This is a genomic window from Curtobacterium sp. MCJR17_020, from assembly GCF_003234365.2.
Lineage (GTDB): Bacteria > Actinomycetota > Actinomycetes > Actinomycetales > Microbacteriaceae > Curtobacterium.
The window spans coordinates 429,128-445,822 of record NZ_CP126260.1; the positions used below are offsets into that span (position 1 = coordinate 429,128).

13 protein-coding genes and 1 tRNA gene are annotated in these 16,695 nt (G+C 72.6%); 4 read left to right on the forward strand and 10 right to left on the reverse strand.

The features are described from left to right. The first annotated feature begins 20 nt into the window (after positions 1-20). Entirely contained in the window at positions 21-596 is a 576-nt protein-coding gene (locus DEJ14_RS02155) for a hypothetical protein (RefSeq protein WP_111085395.1), read from the forward strand. A 70-nt stretch (positions 597-666) separates the two neighbouring features. Further along, positions 667-4,248: an HtaA domain-containing protein gene (locus DEJ14_RS02160; RefSeq protein WP_284180153.1), complete on the forward strand. Its 3,582-nt coding sequence runs from the start codon at positions 667-669 to the stop codon at positions 4,246-4,248. A gap of 57 nt (positions 4,249-4,305) precedes the next feature. On the opposite strand, the gene DEJ14_RS02165 is transcribed toward DEJ14_RS02160, so the two are convergent. The 10 genes from DEJ14_RS02165 to DEJ14_RS02210 all read right to left on the reverse strand — a co-directional run bounded on the left by DEJ14_RS02165 (position 4,306) and on the right by DEJ14_RS02210 (position 15,011). Beyond that, on the reverse strand, positions 4,306-5,700 hold the full coding sequence (locus DEJ14_RS02165) for a M20/M25/M40 family metallo-hydrolase (RefSeq protein ID WP_258373270.1): 1,395 nt from the start codon (positions 5,698-5,700) through the stop codon (positions 4,306-4,308). After that, positions 5,697-7,256 carry an ABC transporter substrate-binding protein gene (locus tag DEJ14_RS02170; protein WP_181437529.1) on the reverse strand — a complete coding sequence of 520 codons (1,560 nt, stop codon included), beginning with the start codon at positions 7,254-7,256 and terminating at the stop codon, positions 5,697-5,699. The genes DEJ14_RS02165 and DEJ14_RS02170 overlap by 4 nt, the downstream gene beginning before the upstream one ends. After that, a complete protein-coding gene (locus DEJ14_RS02175; RefSeq protein WP_258373271.1) occupies positions 7,253-8,389 on the reverse strand; it encodes an FAD-dependent oxidoreductase in 1,137 nt (378 codons plus the stop codon). The genes DEJ14_RS02170 and DEJ14_RS02175 overlap by 4 nt, the downstream gene beginning before the upstream one ends. Beyond that, on the reverse strand, positions 8,386-9,654 hold the full coding sequence (locus DEJ14_RS02180; RefSeq protein WP_111085398.1) for an NAD(P)/FAD-dependent oxidoreductase: 1,269 nt from the start codon (positions 9,652-9,654) through the stop codon (positions 8,386-8,388). The genes DEJ14_RS02175 and DEJ14_RS02180 overlap by 4 nt, the downstream gene beginning before the upstream one ends. 101 nt (positions 9,655-9,755) lie before the next feature. Next, the gene (gene bla, locus DEJ14_RS02185; RefSeq protein ID WP_111085399.1) at positions 9,756-10,724 is read right to left on the reverse strand and encodes a class A beta-lactamase; all 969 of its coding nucleotides are present in this window, start codon (positions 10,722-10,724) and stop codon (positions 9,756-9,758) included. Between the two features lie 26 nt (positions 10,725-10,750). Next, positions 10,751-11,761 (reverse strand): ornithine cyclodeaminase family protein, encoded by a 1,011-nt coding sequence (locus DEJ14_RS02190; RefSeq protein WP_111085400.1) that lies wholly within the window; start codon positions 11,759-11,761, stop codon positions 10,751-10,753. Continuing rightward, positions 11,758-12,660, reverse strand: coding sequence for an ABC transporter substrate-binding protein (locus DEJ14_RS02195; RefSeq protein ID WP_111085401.1), 903 nt, complete (start codon positions 12,658-12,660; stop codon positions 11,758-11,760). Before DEJ14_RS02195 ends, DEJ14_RS02190 begins: the two co-directional genes overlap by 4 nt. 80 nt (positions 12,661-12,740) lie before the next feature. After that, positions 12,741-14,189, reverse strand: coding sequence for an MFS transporter (locus tag DEJ14_RS02200; RefSeq protein WP_284180159.1), 1,449 nt, complete (start codon positions 14,187-14,189; stop codon positions 12,741-12,743). Positions 14,190-14,305: 116 nt separating this feature from the next. Next, the gene (locus DEJ14_RS02205) at positions 14,306-14,923 is read right to left on the reverse strand and encodes a GntR family transcriptional regulator (RefSeq protein WP_111085402.1); all 618 of its coding nucleotides are present in this window, start codon (positions 14,921-14,923) and stop codon (positions 14,306-14,308) included. 14 nt (positions 14,924-14,937) lie between these two features. Continuing rightward, a tRNA-Gly gene (locus DEJ14_RS02210) sits at positions 14,938-15,011 on the reverse strand. A gap of 198 nt (positions 15,012-15,209) precedes the next feature. Here DEJ14_RS02210 and DEJ14_RS02215 point away from each other — a divergent pair. Together DEJ14_RS02215 and DEJ14_RS02220 are read left to right on the forward strand one after the other, a co-directional pair. Continuing rightward, positions 15,210-16,340 (forward strand): DUF6177 family protein, encoded by a 1,131-nt coding sequence (locus DEJ14_RS02215; protein ID WP_111085403.1) that lies wholly within the window; start codon positions 15,210-15,212, stop codon positions 16,338-16,340. Next, positions 16,330-16,677: a hypothetical protein gene (locus DEJ14_RS02220; protein WP_111085404.1), complete on the forward strand. Its 348-nt coding sequence runs from the start codon at positions 16,330-16,332 to the stop codon at positions 16,675-16,677. Before DEJ14_RS02215 ends, DEJ14_RS02220 begins: the two co-directional genes overlap by 11 nt. Positions 16,678-16,695: the final 18 nt, after the last annotated feature.

Sequence of the window (16,695 nt, forward strand, 5' to 3'; positions counted from 1 at the left end):
ATCGAGAGGGAAACACGAACATGACACGAATCGCACGCTCGTTCGGGATCACGCTGGCGGCAGGGGTCGCCGCGGTCGGGATCGCCGTCCTGCCCGCGGTCAGCGCGTCCGCGGCCACCGCGGTCACGAACGACTACGGCGCCAGCCTGTCCGTCAGCGGTCCGGCCTCGGTCGTCACCGACGGCCCGGGGGCGCTCCACGGCGTCTCGGACGGCAGCGTCACGGTCACCGGCAGCGGCTTCGACGGGGACGCGCAGGGGCGCGGCTTCGGCGTCTACGTCGTCTACGGGCCCAAGCAGGCGGACTACGCCACCAACTCCGGCTGGTTCGGCTCCGCCCAGTGGGTCTCGAAGAGCGCGTTCACGGCCGGCGGCGGCTTCACCACGACGATCGACGTCGCGAAGTCCTACACCGCGGACCCGCACCACACCGGCGACGCGGCCGCGACCGTCAGCTGCGACTACGACGCCACGAAGACCGCGACCGCCAACGCTGCCCTCGGGCAGTACGAGTGCTTCGTCCAGACGTTCTCGGCGCACGGCGTCGCGAACGACCCGGTCGACCTCGACGAGGTCCAGGTCCCCGTCACCTGGTGACCCACGCGGTGCCCCGGGTCCGCCCGGGGCACCGCCTCCCCACACTCGCACCACCCGACCCGAGGAACCGATGCACACCCAGACCAGACCGGCCCGTCGCCTCCGCGCGCTCAGCGCCACCGTCGCCGCGATCATCGGCCTGACGGCGGCCGTCGCCGGCACCGTGCCCACCGCCGCGACCGCCGCCTCGGGGCCGAGCACGTCCGTCACGGGCGGCACGCTCGACTGGGGGTTCAAGCAGTCGTTCCGGAACTACGTGCCGGCCGCAGGGCAGTCGGTGTCCGGCGGTGCGTCGAGGAACGCCGACGGCACGTTCCGGTTCACCGCATCGGGCGGCAGCTACGACCCCGGCACGCGGAAGCTCACCGTCACGGGTTCCGGCGCCGCGGTGTTCGACCACCGGGCGCACACGTTCGTCATCTCGCTGCGCGACCCGGCGATCGAGCTCACGCCGACCACCGGCACCCTGACCGCCGGGGTCGACGTGCGGCTGGTGGACCCGACGACCGGTGCCACGACGTCCGACCCGGGGACGAAGCGCATCGTGTTCGCGACGATCGACGTCACCAAGGGCACCCGATCGGTCACCGACGGGAAGTACTCGTGGACCGGACTGCCCACCACGATCACCGCGGCGGGTGCGGCGGCCTTCGCAGCCGACGTCACCGGCGGCGGCAACCCGACGCAGTTCTACGCCGCGGGCACCGCGCTGGACCCGCTCTCGGTCGTCGTGACGGGCGACTGGGTCGCCGAGGGGACCGATGGTGACGGCGGCGACCAGGGGTTCAGCGACCCCGGCGTCCAGGGACTCGTGAGCACCGGCGTGCAGACCACGGTCGGTGACAGCACGATCGGCCGGGTCACCACGGTGGTGCGGGACGCCGCGCGCGCCCTGACCGTCGTGCAGGTACCGGCTGCCGGAACCGCCAAGGCGAGTTACTTCGTCGTGGACGACGAGGGCAAGCGCGTCGCCGGGCCGATCGACCCCGGTGTCGCCACCTCGAAGCCGAGCGTCGACCCGTCGACCGGGAACATCGTCGCGACCGCGTCGTTGCCCGCCGCGGAGTTCGGCGGCACCGGCGCGAACGTCCAGGGGTACGTCGTCATCGTGCGCGGCACGGACGCCGTGTACCGGGACGTCGTGCACGTGAAGCCCTCCGTCGCGGTGCCCTCGGCGAAGGCGTTCACGATCGACCCCGCCGACGGCTCGATCGTCGCGCAGGTCGCCCCGGCCGCCAACGGCGGGTCCGCGGGGCTGCTGCGGGTGGCCGCCGTCGGGGCGGGTGGCGGATCCGGTTCTGGTGCTGGCTCTGGCTCTGGTTCCGGTTCTGGTTCGGGTGCGGTGACCGAGGTCGGCACCAGCCCCGCTGGCGGGACCGTCCGCGCCGTCACCCGCACGGCCACCCTGATCGGCTCGGTCACCGGGACGATCTCGTCGGTCGGCGTCGACTGGACCGGTGAGCGCGCCGTCGTCTTCGACCAGGCCGCCGCCCTCGCCCGCGTCGTCGCGCTCGACACCGGGGCCTCGGTCGCCGACGTGTCGATCGGTGCCACCGCGACGTCCGGGGCCGCCGGAGGCACGGTCGTCGACTCCCGGGGCCGGGCGTGGTGGAGCAACGACGGCGACGCCACGCTCCGAGCCGTCTCGCTGCGCGGGACCCCGGCCGTGACGACCTCGATCGACCGGGTCGGCGGTGCCGCGTACCTGGCCGTCGACGAGTCCGCGAAGCGCCTCTGGGTGTCGGCCGCCGGCAGCACCGACACCGGCAACGTCGTCCGCGCCTACGCGATCGACGGCAGCACCGCGCCCACGCTCGGTGCCGAGTACCAGCCCGGCACCACCTACACCGGCGACCCGATCGTGGTCGCCGCCGACGGCCGCGCGGTGGTCGGCGTCGTGAACGCCGCGACCGACGCCGCCGACCAGGGGCTCCGCACGTTCACGGCCGTGACCACCCCGACCATCACGGAGCAGCCGGCCGACGTCGCCGTGACGCTGACCGGCGCGACCACCGGAACCGACGGCAGCACGAGCCCCGCCACGCCGGAGCAGGTGTCGTTCGCGGTCACCACGACCGGGACGCCGACGCCCACCGTGCAGTGGCAGCAGCACACCCCGTCCGGCTGGGCCGACCTGCAGGACGGCCCCTCGGTCTCCGGCGCGACGACCAGCACACTCCGCATCACCGCCACCGAAGGGCTGAACGGCGACCGGTACCGCGCGGTCGCCACGAACGTCCTCGGTACGACCGTCGTCGGTCGGGTCGCCTCGGACACCGCGACCCTGCGCATCACCGTGCAGGCGCCGACGAACCCGGGCGGCGGGAACGGCGGCGGGGGAACGGGCGGCGGCGGCACCGGCGGCGGGGCGACCGTGGTCGGGGCGGACGGGTCGATCACCGGGGCGGAGAACGCCCGCGGAGCCTCGACGAACGTGCGGCCGGCCACCGGCCTCTCGACCGCCGCGGCGGGCACGAAGCTCACCGTGACCGGCTCCGGCTTCACGAAGAACACCAACGGCTCCGGGCTGTACGTGCTGTTCGGGTACGTCACGAAGAACCCGAGCGCCGGGGGAGCGGCCGGCGCTGGCTACGACTACGTCCCCGGGTCCGGCGGCACCGGGCAGGACGGCCAGGGCTTCGTCGCCTGGCCCGACAACACCGGCACCGGCGCCGCGGCGACCGCGAAGCTCAACGGCACGAAGGACGCCGGCTTCACGCAGGGCGGCGTCATCGCGCGCTCCACCTTCACCGGCCAGTCGACGAAGCGTGTCGACTGCCTGTCCGGGGCCGTGCAGTGCGGTGTCCTGACCATCGGTGCGCACGGCGCCGCCGACGCCGCGCTCGAGACCTTCACGCCGGTGTACTTCGCCGGACAGACGGTCCCCGGCACCCTGCCGACCGGTCCGACCACGGGTGGTGGTAGCGGCGGCAACGGCGGCACGGTCATCCAGCCGCCCGTCGTGCAGCTGCCGCCGGCCGCCACCGCACCGACCATCACGAACGCCTCGGACACGGCGCCGACGGCCGCGCCGACCGCTGCGCCGCGGAACACCGCCGCCCAGCCCCGGAACAGCGCGAAGGCACCCTCGGCCGCCGAGCCACCCACGGCCCCCGCCGCGGACTCCGACGAGCTGGCACGCAAGATCGACGCCGGCGACATCACCACCGTCGCGGCCGCCGATGCCGGGATCCCCGACGAGGTCACCGCCGGTGACCGGCTCGAGCTCCGCCTGCCGTGGACGGGCGACGACGAGGGCGGGAGCGTGTGGACCTACTCCGAACCGGTGCAGGGCGACGACTTCACCGTCGAGGACGGCACGGCCACCGCCTCGGTCGACACCACCGGACTGGAGGTCGGCGGCCACCACGTCGTGCTCGTCGGTGACCAGGGAACGGTCGTCGCGGTGCCGTTCACGGTGGTCGACGGCGTCGGAGCGGTTGCCCAGTCGGCCGACTCCGGAGCCGGGACCGTCGCGGCGGCGGCAGACGGCGGCGCAGACGGCGGGATGACCACCGAGACCCTGCTGCTCGTGGTGATCGGGTTCCTCGGCGGGCTCGTGGTGCTCGCGATCGGCCTGGTCGTGCTGCTGCTGACGGGGGTGCTGCAGGTTCGGACGCGGCGGAAGCCATCGGCACCTGCCGCCGCCTGACGCCCGAGCGCTGGCGTCGTGTGACGGCGCCAGCGCCTGGCCCAGGCGCCCGGCGGGTCAGCTTCCGGCCGCTCCGAGCCCTGCGAGGAAGGTCGCCTCGGCCAGGGCCATGTGCTCGATCTCGGACGGATCGACGCTCTCGTCCGGCGCGTGCACGTTCGCAGCCGGCTCGGACACCCCCGCCAGGATGACCTCGACCCCCGGGATCGCCCGTTCGAGCGTCGCGCAGAGCGGGATCGATCCGCCGCCGCCGAGGGAGCCCACCGACGACACCCGGTACGACGACGCCAGTGCGCTCCGGAACGCCGACGAGTACTGCCCCGCCGTCGCCCGGAAGCCGTCGCCGGTGCCCGTGACCCGCGCGGTGACCTCGACCCCGGCGGGCGCTCGCCGCAGCAGGTGCGCCACGAGCAGTTCACCAGCGGCAGCGGGGTCGACACCCGGCGGGACCCGGAGGTTCAGCGCGGCACCGGCGGTCGCCTGCACGGACGGCGACGACCCGGCGACGGCTGGCGCATCGATGCCGACGACGGTCAGCGCCGGCCGTGCCCAGACCTGGGATGCCGGGTCCCCGGACCCGATCGGCACCGCGCCGTCGAGCAGCCCGGCATCGGCGGCGAACCGGTCGGCGTCGTAGGGCAGGCCGTCCCAGGTCTGCGAGGCCTCGAGTCCGTCGACGGTGGTGTCCCCGGCGTCGTCGCGAAGCGTGGCGAGCAGTGCCACCAGGGTCGCGATGGCATCGGGTGCGGCACCGCCGAACATCCCCGAGTGCACGTTGCCGTGCAGCGCTCGGACGCGCAGCTCGACGAACGCCGTGCCGCGCAGGGTGGTCACGAGCGCGGGGACCCCGACGGCGGCGTTGCCGGCGTCCATCACGACGGCTGTGTCGACGTCGGCGAAGTCCGCTGCGTGGGTGGACACGTACTGCTCGAGACCGTCGGTGCCCTGTTCCTCGGACCCCTCGACGACCACGACGAGTCCGATCGGGAACGAGCCGTGCACGTCGAGCAGGGCCCGCAGCGCCACGAGGTGGGTGACGACCCCGCCCTTGCAGTCAGCAGCACCGCGACCGTACAGGCGACCCTGTCGCTCGGTCAGGGTCCACGGGTCGCTCGTCCACGCTGCGAGGTCGCCGGCGGGCTGGACGTCGTGGTGGGCGTAGAGCAGGACCGTCGGGGCGCCGGGCGGCGCGGGGTGGGTCGCGAGCACCGCCTGCGAGCCGTTCGACGTCGTGACGACGCGCGAGGTCAGGCCGAGGCCGTCGAACGCACCGCGCACGCGCTCGGCGACGCGGCGGCAGTCGTCGAGCGACTGCACGGCCGGGTCGTGGACGGACGGGATGGCGACGAGCGCCGCGAGCTCGTCGAGTCCGGCGGGCATCCCGGCGCGGACCGCGTCGCGGAGCGGGTCAGCGGACTCGTTCGCCTGCTGCGCCGCGTCGCCGGTGTTCACGAGCGCCCGATCTCCCAGATGCGGAACTCCCCAGAGGCGTCGACCGACTTCGTCAGCCCGGTGAGCGACTTCTGCCCGATGACGTTCTCCTGCCCGGCGAGCAACGGGATGAGCGGCACGGACTCGGCGGTGTCCTGCTGGATCTCCTCGATCTGCTTCGTCCGCTCGGTCGCGTCGGCCTCGACCGCCTGCGCGGCGACCAGCTGCTGCACGGCCCGGTCGTCGAAGTGGTTCGCGAGCAGGTTGACGTCCTCGGAACCGTAGGCCGGCGTCAGGTACGACGAGGCGTCGGGGTAGTCCTGGAAGAACCCGAGCTGGAAGACCGGGTACTCGCCCTTGCCGACGTTCCCGACGTAGGTGTCCCAGCTCGCCGACTGCAGGTCGACCGTGAACAGGCCGGTGTCCTCGAGCTGCTGCTTGATCAGCGCGTACTCGTCGTCGGACCCGGAACCGTAGTGGTCGGTCGTGTACTCGATCGGCAGCGCGACGGGCGTGCGCACGCCGGCCTTCTCGAGGATGGCCTCGGGGTCGGCACCGTCGTACTCCGTCTGGAACGCATCGGTCGCGCCGGTGAAGTCGGACGGCACGATCGAGTACGCCGGAGCGTAGGTGCCCTGGTAGACGTCCTTCGCGATCGCCGCGCGGTCGACCGTCGCCGCGACGGCCTGGCGGATCGCGGTCTTCTGCGCGGTGTCGTCACCGGGCATCGTGTCGAGGTTGAAGCCGAGGAACCGGACCTCGCCCGACGAGCCCTGGACGCGCTGCAGGCCGTCGTCCTCGGACAACGAGGTGACCTCGGTCGGCGTGAGCTGGCGGTACGCCACGTCGGCGTCACCCTCCTGCACCGCGAGCTTGAGGTCGGCGGACTTCGTGTACTGCTTGATCGTCACGCTGGACGACTCCGGCGCGGTGCCGTCGTACTCCTTGTTCGCCGTCAACGCGATCGTCGCCCCGCCGTCGGCGGACTGCTGCAGCGCGTACGGACCGGACCCGACGACCCCGTCGTCCGCGTGGACCTTCGTCTTCGAGAACACACTGCTGTCGACGATCGCCCCGGCCATGCTCGCCAGGACGTACGGGAACGTCTGGTCGTTCGCCTGCTTCAGGGTGAACGTGACCTCGTCGCCGTCGGCCGCCACAGACGCCATGTTGGCGAGCAGCGACCCCGGACCGTTCTCGGAGCCGATGCCGACCTGGCGCTCGAACGAGAACACGACGTCCTTCGCCGTCAGGGCGTCACCGTTCGAGAACGTGAGCCCGTCGCGGATCCGGCACACGTAGTGGGTGCCGTCGGTGAAGTCGCACGACTCGGCGACCTCGGGACTCGTCGTGGTCCCGCCCGCAGGGTAGGTGAGCAGGTGCTGGTACAGCTGCGTCTGCACCGTGTAGCTGCCGCGGTCCCAGGCGCCGGCCGGGTCGAGGGACGTGACGGGATCGGTCGTGCCGATCACCAGGCCGTCGGAGACGTCGGTGGACGTCCCGGTCGAGGCGCAGCCGGTGAGCACGGCGGCGACGGCGGCGGAGAGCGCGAGCGCAGAGAGGAGTCGGGTCGTCACGGGGTTCCTGAGTGGGATGGTTTCGAGAGGGAGAAACGGGGATGTGCGGCCCCGCCGGTCGCGAGGTCGGCGATCATGTCGCCGAGCAGCGGTGCGAACTTGAAGCCGTGGCCGGAGAACCCGGTCGCGACGGTGACGGGACCACGTCGGTCGATCACGAAGTCCTCGTCGGGGGAGTTGTCGTACAGGCAGCTGATGAAGGTCGGCTTCGTCGCGTCGACACCGGGCACGTACCGCGCGACGTAGGCCTGCAGCCGCTCGGCCTCGGCCGGCACGGGCGTGAAGTCGCGGTGGTCCGGATCGACGACGGGGCCGGTGCCGTGGAACCCGACCTTGACGCCCTCGCCCGGGGTGAGCAGGCCGTAGACGTCGTCGTCGGCCGCCCAGTGCACGAAGCTCGGCCACGCCTGGTCCGGCAGGCGGCTGGCGAAGTGCGCGGGCTGCTCCTGGGTGACGCGGATGGCCGGGAGGCCCGCCCCGCGTCCGGCGAGCAGGTCGCCGACCAGCGCGGGTGCCCACGACCCCACGGCCGCCACCACGGACGAGCTGCGGTGGGTGGACCCGTCGGACAGTGTCACGGTCACGTCGTCGCCGTGGTCGTCGAGCCCGCTGACCCGCGTGGCGAAGCGCAGGTCGGCGAGCCCGGTCCGCTCGGCCAGGGTCAGGAAGGCCTCGATCGCGCGGTCGGACCGGATGCGACCGGCCGTGGCGTGCGCGAGCACGTGGCCCTCGAACGCGATCCCCGGCCAGCGCGCGGCCGCGGCGTCCGGGCTGAGGGTCTCGTGCGGGATGCCGGCGTCCGTCAGTGCGGCGGCGATGGCGTCGACGACCTCGGCGCGACCGTGGTCGACGGCACCGGTGCGGACGATGAGCTCCTCGCCCGCAGCGCCCTCGAGCGCTTCCCACAGCACCAGGGCGCGGGAGGTCAGGGCGACGTACTCGGGGTCGGTGTAGCCCTGTCGGAAGATCCGGGTCGCGCCGTGGGACGAGCCGTTGTGGTGCCCGCGCTCGTGCTGTTCGACGAGCAGGACGCGCTCGCCGCGGCGGGTGAGGGCGTACGCGGTGGCGGCGCCGACGACCCCGCCGCCGATCACGACGTGCGTCGGGGCCCGGTCGCTCAGCACGTCGCTCATGCCACGGCTCCGGCTCGTCGGGCGTCGGCCTCGCGCCGCGCCGGCATCATCGCCACCACCTCGTCCTCGGTCGGGGCCGCCGCCGGGAACCGTGCCGGGGCGTAGCGGCTCGCGTCGCCGAGGGTGGTCGTGCCCGTGACGCTCAGTTCCGCCGCGATCCGCCCGAGACCCGGGCCGTGCGTGACGCCGGACTCGTTGTCGCCACCGGCCACCACGAGCCCGTCCAGCTCGGGGACCGCGCCGACGATGAAGTTCCGGTCGGCGGTCATCGAGACGACGCCCTGCGTGGGGGTCTCGTCGACCCCGAGCACGCTCGCGGCGGCGGGGAGCAGCCGGGCGACGATCGGGTGCAGGTACGTCCGCATGGCGTCGAGCAGGTCCGTGCGCACCGGGCGGCGGTCGGGTTCGTCGCTCCGGTCCGCACCGCCGACGTGCATCGGCTCGTACCCGGGGCCGGCACCGTACGTCAGGCCGCCGCGGTGCTCACGGATCCACAGGCCGTGCAACTCCGGCAGCATCAGGGTCGGCAGGGTGCCCGGCAGACCGAACGGCGTCGTCACGAGCCGGCTGGCGACGACCCGGACCGTCGGCAGCTCGCGCCCGAAGGGGGCGAGGAGGGCGTTCGTCCAGCTGCCGGCGGCGAGCACGACCTTCGCGGCGTCGATGACCTCGCCGTTCGCGGTCCGGACGCCCGTGACGGAGCCCCCACGGGCCTCCAGACCGGCGACCGGCGTGTGCTCGCGGATCTCGACGCCCCGTGCACGGACCGCGTGCACCAGCGCTGCGGCCGTGTCCGGCGCACTGATCTGGATGCCGTCCGGATGGAGGAAGCCCGCGGTGACCGCGGTCGGGTCGAGTCCGGGCACGAGGTCGGCCGCTTCGGCCGGGGTGAGCGTCCGCGCCCCGGGTGGCCGGAGCGGGTGCTGCTCGAACGGCGGCAGGTGGTCGGCCCGGCCCTGCTCGGTGACGGTCAGCCAGACGTTGCCGTTCTGCCGGTACCCGGTCGGGCCGTGGCCGGCGTCGGCGAGGTCGCGGTAGAAGTCGATGCCGTACTGCTCGACGTCGCGTTCGGACTCGTTCCAGTACCAGGCGTACCCGGCTGCCCACTGGCCGACGAACCCGGCACCCGCGGTGGTCGTGCCCCCGGCGACCGTGCCGCTGTCGAGGAGCAGGACCCGCTGCCCGAGCGCGGCGAGGTGCCACGCGGCGCTCAGCCCGATGATGCCGGCGCCGACGACGACCACGGGGGACCCGGAGGAGGACATGGAGCGAGCGTAGTGTCCCGGGGTCCCCGACAGGTGTCGTTCATGACGCCGTGTGACGCGGTGCAGAACGGCGATCGCCGCCCCGGTCGATCAGCGGTCGATCAGCGGTCGAACGCGCCGAGCGCCACCGACGCCGACCGGGCCACCAGGGCGTCGTCGTAGGCGGCGTCGGGGTCGTTCCGCGTGGTCAGGACCGAGAGCACGATCGGGTCGCCGCCGGGCGGGGTCACCCGCGCCACGTCGTTCCGGATCGGTCCGGCGCCCCCGGACTTGTCGACCACGACCCAGCCGTCGGGTGCGCCGGCCCGGATGAGTGCGTCGCCGGTCGCGTTGCCGCCCATCCAGTCGACCAGCAGCGCGGTGTCGGCGCGGTCCAGGGTCCTGCCGTCGAGCACGGTCGCCAGGGCTGCGGTGAACGCCGCCGGGGTCGTGGTGTCCTCGGTGCTGCCCGGCTCGATGGTGTTGAGGTCCGGCTCGCCGTGGACCACCTCGGTGGTGGTGTCGCCGAGCTCGGTCAACGCGGCGTCCAGGCCGCTCGGACCGCCGATGCGCGTGAGCACGAGGTTCAGGGCCGTGTTGTCGCTCATCCGGACGGCTGCCTCGGCCAGCTGCTCGTACGACAGCCCGTCGGCCACGTGCTGTTCCGTCACGGGGGAGTACCCGGCAGCGGCGACGTCCGCGGCCGTCCAGTGCACGACCTCGTTCCGGGCGTCCGCGGGCACCGAGCGCAGGAACTGTGCCGCGGCGAACGCCTTGATGGTCGAGGCGTAGCCGAAGCGTCGGTCGCCGTTGTACGCGACCGTCTCACCCGTGACGGTGTCGGTCGCGACGACGCCGACCGTCGCGTCGTACTGGCGTTCGAGGCCCGCGAGTGCTCGGCGGACCGTGGCGGTGGTCGCGGCGTCCGTCCTCGGCGGCGGCGTCGTCGCAGAGGTGCTCGTCGGTGTGCTCGTGGACCGTGCGGACGACGTGGCCGACGCGGTCGGTCCACCGGAGCTGCCACCGGAGCACCCGGCGAGGACGAGCGCGGCGACGGTGCCGCCGACGACCAGGGGGAGAGCACGGCGCATGGGAGCACCCTGCCGTTCGACCCTGGTCACACGCCGGGAACCGGCAGCCCGACCCGGGCGACGGAGACCTGCGTCCCGACGCCCCGCTCGCGTGCGAGGTCGATCACCTGGGCGGCGACGGCGAGGTCCTGGGCGCCGAGCCCGACCGAGTCGAACACGGTGACCTCGTCGTCCCCGGTCCGGCCGGGTGCGCGTCCGGCGATGACCTCGCCGAGTTCCGCCGGGTGGAGGTCCTGCGGGAGCGCCCCCTCGACCACGGCCTCGAGCAGGTCACCCGACTTCGTCCAGGCGGTGGCCCGGCTGTCGACGAAGAGCGTGCCGCGTGCCATCGCCGCGCCGTCGAGCTCCCGGTGCGTCGGGCGGGGACGGGCCCCGACCGCGTTCACGTGCTGGCCGGCGTGCAACCAGTCGCCGCGGACGATCGGGTCGACCGAGGGCGTCAGGGTGCAGAGCACGTCGGACTCCTCGACCACGCGCCGGACCTCCGACGCGACCACGCACCGCCGGACCACGTCCGGTCCGACGGCCTCGAGGAACCGGGTGACCGTTCCGGACGACCGTGACCACAGGACGATCCGCTCGAACGGTCGTGCGGCCTCGAAGGCACGGACGTGCTCGACGGCGAGGTTGCCGGCGCCGAGGATCCCGAGGGTCCGGCTGCCCGAGCGGGCGAGGTGCTGCGTCGCGACCACGGTCGTCGCCGCGGTCCGTGCCCGGGTGATCGTCATGCCGTCGAGCACGGCGACGCACTCGCCGGTGACCGACGAGGACACCAGGATCGTGGAGCGCTGCGACGGCAGTCCCCGCGCACCGTTGTCGGGGATGTCGGCCATCAGCTTGACGGCGACGAGGCCGAGTCGGTCGGAGCGCACGGCCATCGGCAGGAAGAGCGCGTCGTCGGCGCCGGCCAGGGCGACCGGGGCCGGCTGCTGCATCGCGCCGGTCCCGAGGTCGGCGTGGACGGCCTCCACGGCCCCGACGACGTCGACGGCGTCGATGAGACCGGCGACGTCGGCGGCGCCGAGGACGACGGTCACGACGCGGCGACGGCGGTCGAGGCGCCGAGCAGATCTTCGAGCGACGGAGTGTGGGTCGTGAGGCCACCGTCGAACAGGATGCGCATCCAGCGGTCGGAGGCCTCGCGGTCGACGACCGCGGAGTCCCAGACGCCCCCGGCCGCCATCTCGTCGGCGGCCCGTTGCAGCAGGGCGGCGTCCTTCTCCGGCCACCGGGCGGCGAGCACGGCCGCGATCTCGGCGTCGGCGTCGCCCGCGGTGATCTTGGCCATCGCGGCGGCGATGCCGTCCATGAACCGGTCGACCCGGTCGCCGAGCTCGTCGATGCGGTCCGTGCGCGTGTAGTAGACGCTGTTCGGCATCACGCCGCCGGCGTCGAGGTGGCGGAAGACGATCGTGCCCCCACCGGCGGCGACGAGTTCCTGCGCGGAGACGAGGTCGAGGATGATCGCGTCGCCGAGCCCGCCCTGGTACAGCTCGATGAGCATCGCGGTCGACAGGTCGCGGACGAAGCGGGTCGCCGCGACGTCGAACCCGGCCTCGCGGATGAGTCCGGCCGTGAACTCGTACGGGGCGCTCCCGCCGGCGCCGGGCGCCAGGACGACCTTGCCGGCGAGCCAGTCCAGGGTGATCGGGGCCGTCTCGTCGCGGGCGACGATGGTCATCGGGAACCCGTGGTTGAGCTGACCCACGACCGACAGCTTGCGCGGGGTCCCGGCGTACATCGCGGGGACCCAGAGACCGCCGAGGGCGAGGTCGGCCTCGTGCGAGTCGATGTCGTCGAGGACGCCGGTCCACGGGTCGCAGGCCTTCGCGGTGACGGACAGGCCGCGCTCGGCGAACAGACCGCCGACGTCGGCGACGTACTCGGGCAGGTAGTTGAGGCCGTTCGCGGTCGCCGAGATGTTGAGGGTGTCCATGGTGTTCTCCGATCGTGGGGTGGTGGGCCGGGGTGTCCGGCCCACCGGGGTGGTGCGGTTGGTGCAGGTGGTCAGGTGGGTCAGGCGGTGGTGGTCGAGAGGGCGTTCTCGTTGACGTCCTCGAGCGACCGGCCGCGGGTCTCCGGGGCGAAGCGCGACGCGACCACGAGGACCGCGTACATGACGGCGGCGAGTCCGAAGACGCCGGCGAAGGCCCACGAGCCGTACAGCGCGATCGCGGCGAACGGCATGACCGCTCCGGCGATGTTGCCGATGCCGTTGACGATCGAGGCACCGGAGGCGCGGATCGCGGTCGGGTAGACCTCGGCGGTCCACGCCGCGAGGGTGGTGTTCGTCAGCATCGTGAAGAACTGGAACAGGGCACCGAGCACCAGGATCGCGGCGGTGTCGTTGCCGAAGGCCGCGAAGGCCAGGGCGGTGAGGCAGCCGAGGATGCCCGCGACGGCGATGAGGGGCCGTCGTCCGACGCGGTTGGCGAGGAGCGCCGCTGCCGTGCACCCGAGGAGCGATCCGATGTTCATGATCATCGTGTAGAGCAGGCTCTGCGACACGGTGTACCCACGCTCGACGAGCAGGGTCGGCATCAGGAAGTTCAGCGTGACCTGCACGCCGAAGGCCATCCACGAGGCGACGCCGATCGCGATCGTGCGACGGAGCACCAGCTTGTGGAACACCGCTGCGGGCGACGAGTGCAGAGCGACCGGAGGCAGGTCGGCCGGCGTCAGGCGCACCGGGGGAGCGGCGTCGGCGGGCGGGGTGAGCGTGTTCGAGGCGAGGACCGCGAGCGAGCGGTTCGCCTCGTCGACCCGGCCCTTCGACAGCAGCCAGCGGGGCGTCTCGGGCAGCTTGCGGCGGTACAGGACGACGAACAGGGCCGGGATCGCGAGGATCACGAACGTCCAGCGCCAGACCTGGTCGTCGCCACCGAGCGGGACGGCCAGCGGGCCGAGCAGCAGCAGGAAGAGGCCGTAGGAGATGAAGTTGCCGATGCCGCCAGCACCGACGTTGATGGTCGCGATGAGGCCGCCGCGGTACTTGGTGGCCACCATCTCGGACAGCATCGCGATGCCGATCATGAACTCGCCGCCGACGCCGATCCCGACGATGAACCGGCTGACGAGCAGCATGTCGAAGTTGAAGGAGACGGCGCTGAGGAGGCCGCCGAGCGTGTAGACGAGCAGGTTGAGCCCGAGCGAGAACCGCCGACCGTACTTGTCGGCGAGCCAGCCGGCCAGGAACCGGCCGACCAGGCCACCCAGGACGGTGGCGGTGTTGATCGTGGAGAGCTGGACGTCGCCGATGGCGAGCGAGGCCTTGATGTTGGTGGCCATGGCGCCGACGGAGTTCTGCTCGAGCGTGTCGAAGAACTCCCCGGCGAGGATGAGCATGAGGACCCAGAACTGGGCTCGGGTGAAGCCGATCGAGTCGAGGGCGGATCCGATGCCGCCCTCGGGTCGGGCGGCGGAGGCGGTTCGGGTTGGTGCGGTGGAGCGGGTTACAGCAGTCATTCGTAACTCCAGCGGGGGAAGAGTGCGGTGGATGCACCGTGCGGTCACTCTTTTGTATACGAAAGGCTGTTTCGGGCTGGTTTCGAACGGGATACGTTCTCGTTTTGTATACGTTCCTAGGGGTTCAGGGCCCGGTAGATCGCTTCGTCGCGGCGCAGGTGCTCGTCCATCAGCAGCCCTGCCTGCACCGAGGCGCCGCGCAGGATCGCGCCGGCGACGGCGGTGTGGTCATCGCTGCTCGACGCCACCTCGTCCTGCGTGACGCGCTCGAAGGCCCATGCGGTCTGGTGGATCAGGTGGTCGATCATCGTCTCGAGCCGGCTGTTCCCCGAGGCACGTGCCACCAGCCCGTGGAACGCGAACCGCGGCGACTGCGCGGCCTCGACCTCTTGGTCGGATCGGTGTTCGCGACCGACGGCGCGCAGCAGGTCGGCGCACTCGCCGCCCTCGCGACGAGCGGCGAGCTCGGCGGCCAGTACCTCGAGCCCTCGGCGGATCTGCATGAGCTCGATGACCACCTCGGTCGAGGAGTCGGCGACCCGGACGCCCTTGAACTTCTCGGACTCGACGAACCCCTCGGTCTCCAGCTGTCGGAGTGCCTCGCGCACGGGGACCCGCGAGACGCCGAAGCGTTCGGCGAGGGCGTCTTCCTTCAGCCGGGAGCCACGTGCGAGCGTGCCGGCGATGATCTCGGCCCTGATCGCCTTGAGGACAGATGCCGGCTTGGACTCCACAGCACGATGCTAGTTGGAGCGAGTGACGGGAATCGAACCCGCGCTACCAGCTTGGGAAGCTGGAGTTCTACCATTGAACTACACTCGCGCACCCCGCAGAACGGGACTCGGCAAGCCTAGCGGATTCTCGCCTGGAAGCCAGCCGACCGCGCACCGTACGCCTCCTGTCGGGCGTGTGTCGTGCCTCCCGAGTCTCCGCTGTGAGCACGCCAGCCTGACGGACAGGTGTCGTCCTCGTGTGTACCGTCCAGGGAGTTCCAGCGCTGAAGAACCCGAGGAGGACCGGATGGTCAGGCATCCCCTCATCGACGACGTGGTCGGTCCCGCCATCGTGGTCGAGTCCGCCTCGCCGGTCGTGTGGCTGACGGACGCCCTCGCCTCTCTGCTCCGCCGTTCGGCGGACGCCGGCCGCATGGTCGTGCTGCGGACCGGGCGCGAATCCGCGATCACCCCCGCCCTGCGGCACGCGCTCGGTGCGTACGGTGCCGCGTGGGCCGTCGCCGACTTCGACGGGACACTGCGCGACGGCCGGACGGGTGCAGCAGCCTCGGGCATCGAGGACTTCGTGCACCGCGGCCCCGAACTCGTCGGCACACCGTCGCCCGAGCACCCGGTCGCGGCCGACTCTGTCCGCCAGATCAGCATCGACCTGACGCTCCGCCACCATGCCGAGCGTGCCGTGGACATGGGGTCCGCGATCGAGGCCCTGTGCCACACCGTCGGCACCTGCCCCACCCGTTGGGGCACCGCCGAACCGCTCACCGTGCCGTGGGACCGATGGGTCGTCACGCAGTACGCCAAGCACGAGGCGCCCGGGGTGTCGACCTCGTACGCCGTCGGCGAGGGCTTCTCCGCGACGATGACCGCCCACCTGGTCGGTGGCGTCGTCGTCGAGACGATGTCCGCCGTGTTGACCGTGCCCGAGGAGAACACCGACCCGGAGCTCGCGAACCGCCTGTTCGACGCCGTGCAGCAGGTCGCGGACCAGGTCGTGCCCGTCTTCGGTGTGGTGATGCAGCGCCGGGGGGACTCCGACCACCTGATCCGCGCGGTGTCGCACGGCGAGCCGTCGCCGCTCGCCGTCGTCGTCGGACCCGAAGCCTCCGAGTTCCTGGACCGCGACGGGGTCTGGCCGCCACCGCGCACCACGACGGCGACGTTCGGCACCCGGTCCGGGGCGGGCGACCCGTCCGGAGCAGGCGACACCGGCACGGCTGACGGCGACATCGTCGACGGCGGCATGATCGTCCGCTTCGAGGACGGCTGGGAAGCCCTCGAGTCCTTCCTCGACCGCATCGACGAGGACCGCTTCCTGCAGCTCGTCGGCGCAGCGCCCCTCGACCCGGCCCACGACGAGGGCACGCTCGACGGGCACGTGCGGGACACCCGGGTGGCAGGCGGTCACGGTGCCGCGTGACGTCACCATCCTCTGCCGCCAGCCGGTCGAGCCGCGGGAGGTTGCCGAAGCACTGCTCCTGCACGACGAGTCCTGGGGCGTCCGAGCCCTCGACGACGGCCCGATGTTGCAGGTCTGCCGCGACGCCACGCACCCGGTGATCACCGTGCTCGGGGTGCGGCGGGTGGACTCCTTCGACGAGGTCGAACGGATCCTGCCGGACGCCCCCACGATCGCGACGCCGCTGTGGTGGGTCGACACCGTCACCCCCGCGGGGTCCGACGGCGAGTCCGGGATCTCGGCGGCGCTCGAGGCCGCCCTGGACCTCGACGCGGTCTGCATCGTCCACGGCGACTGACCAGAACAGCCGCTGACG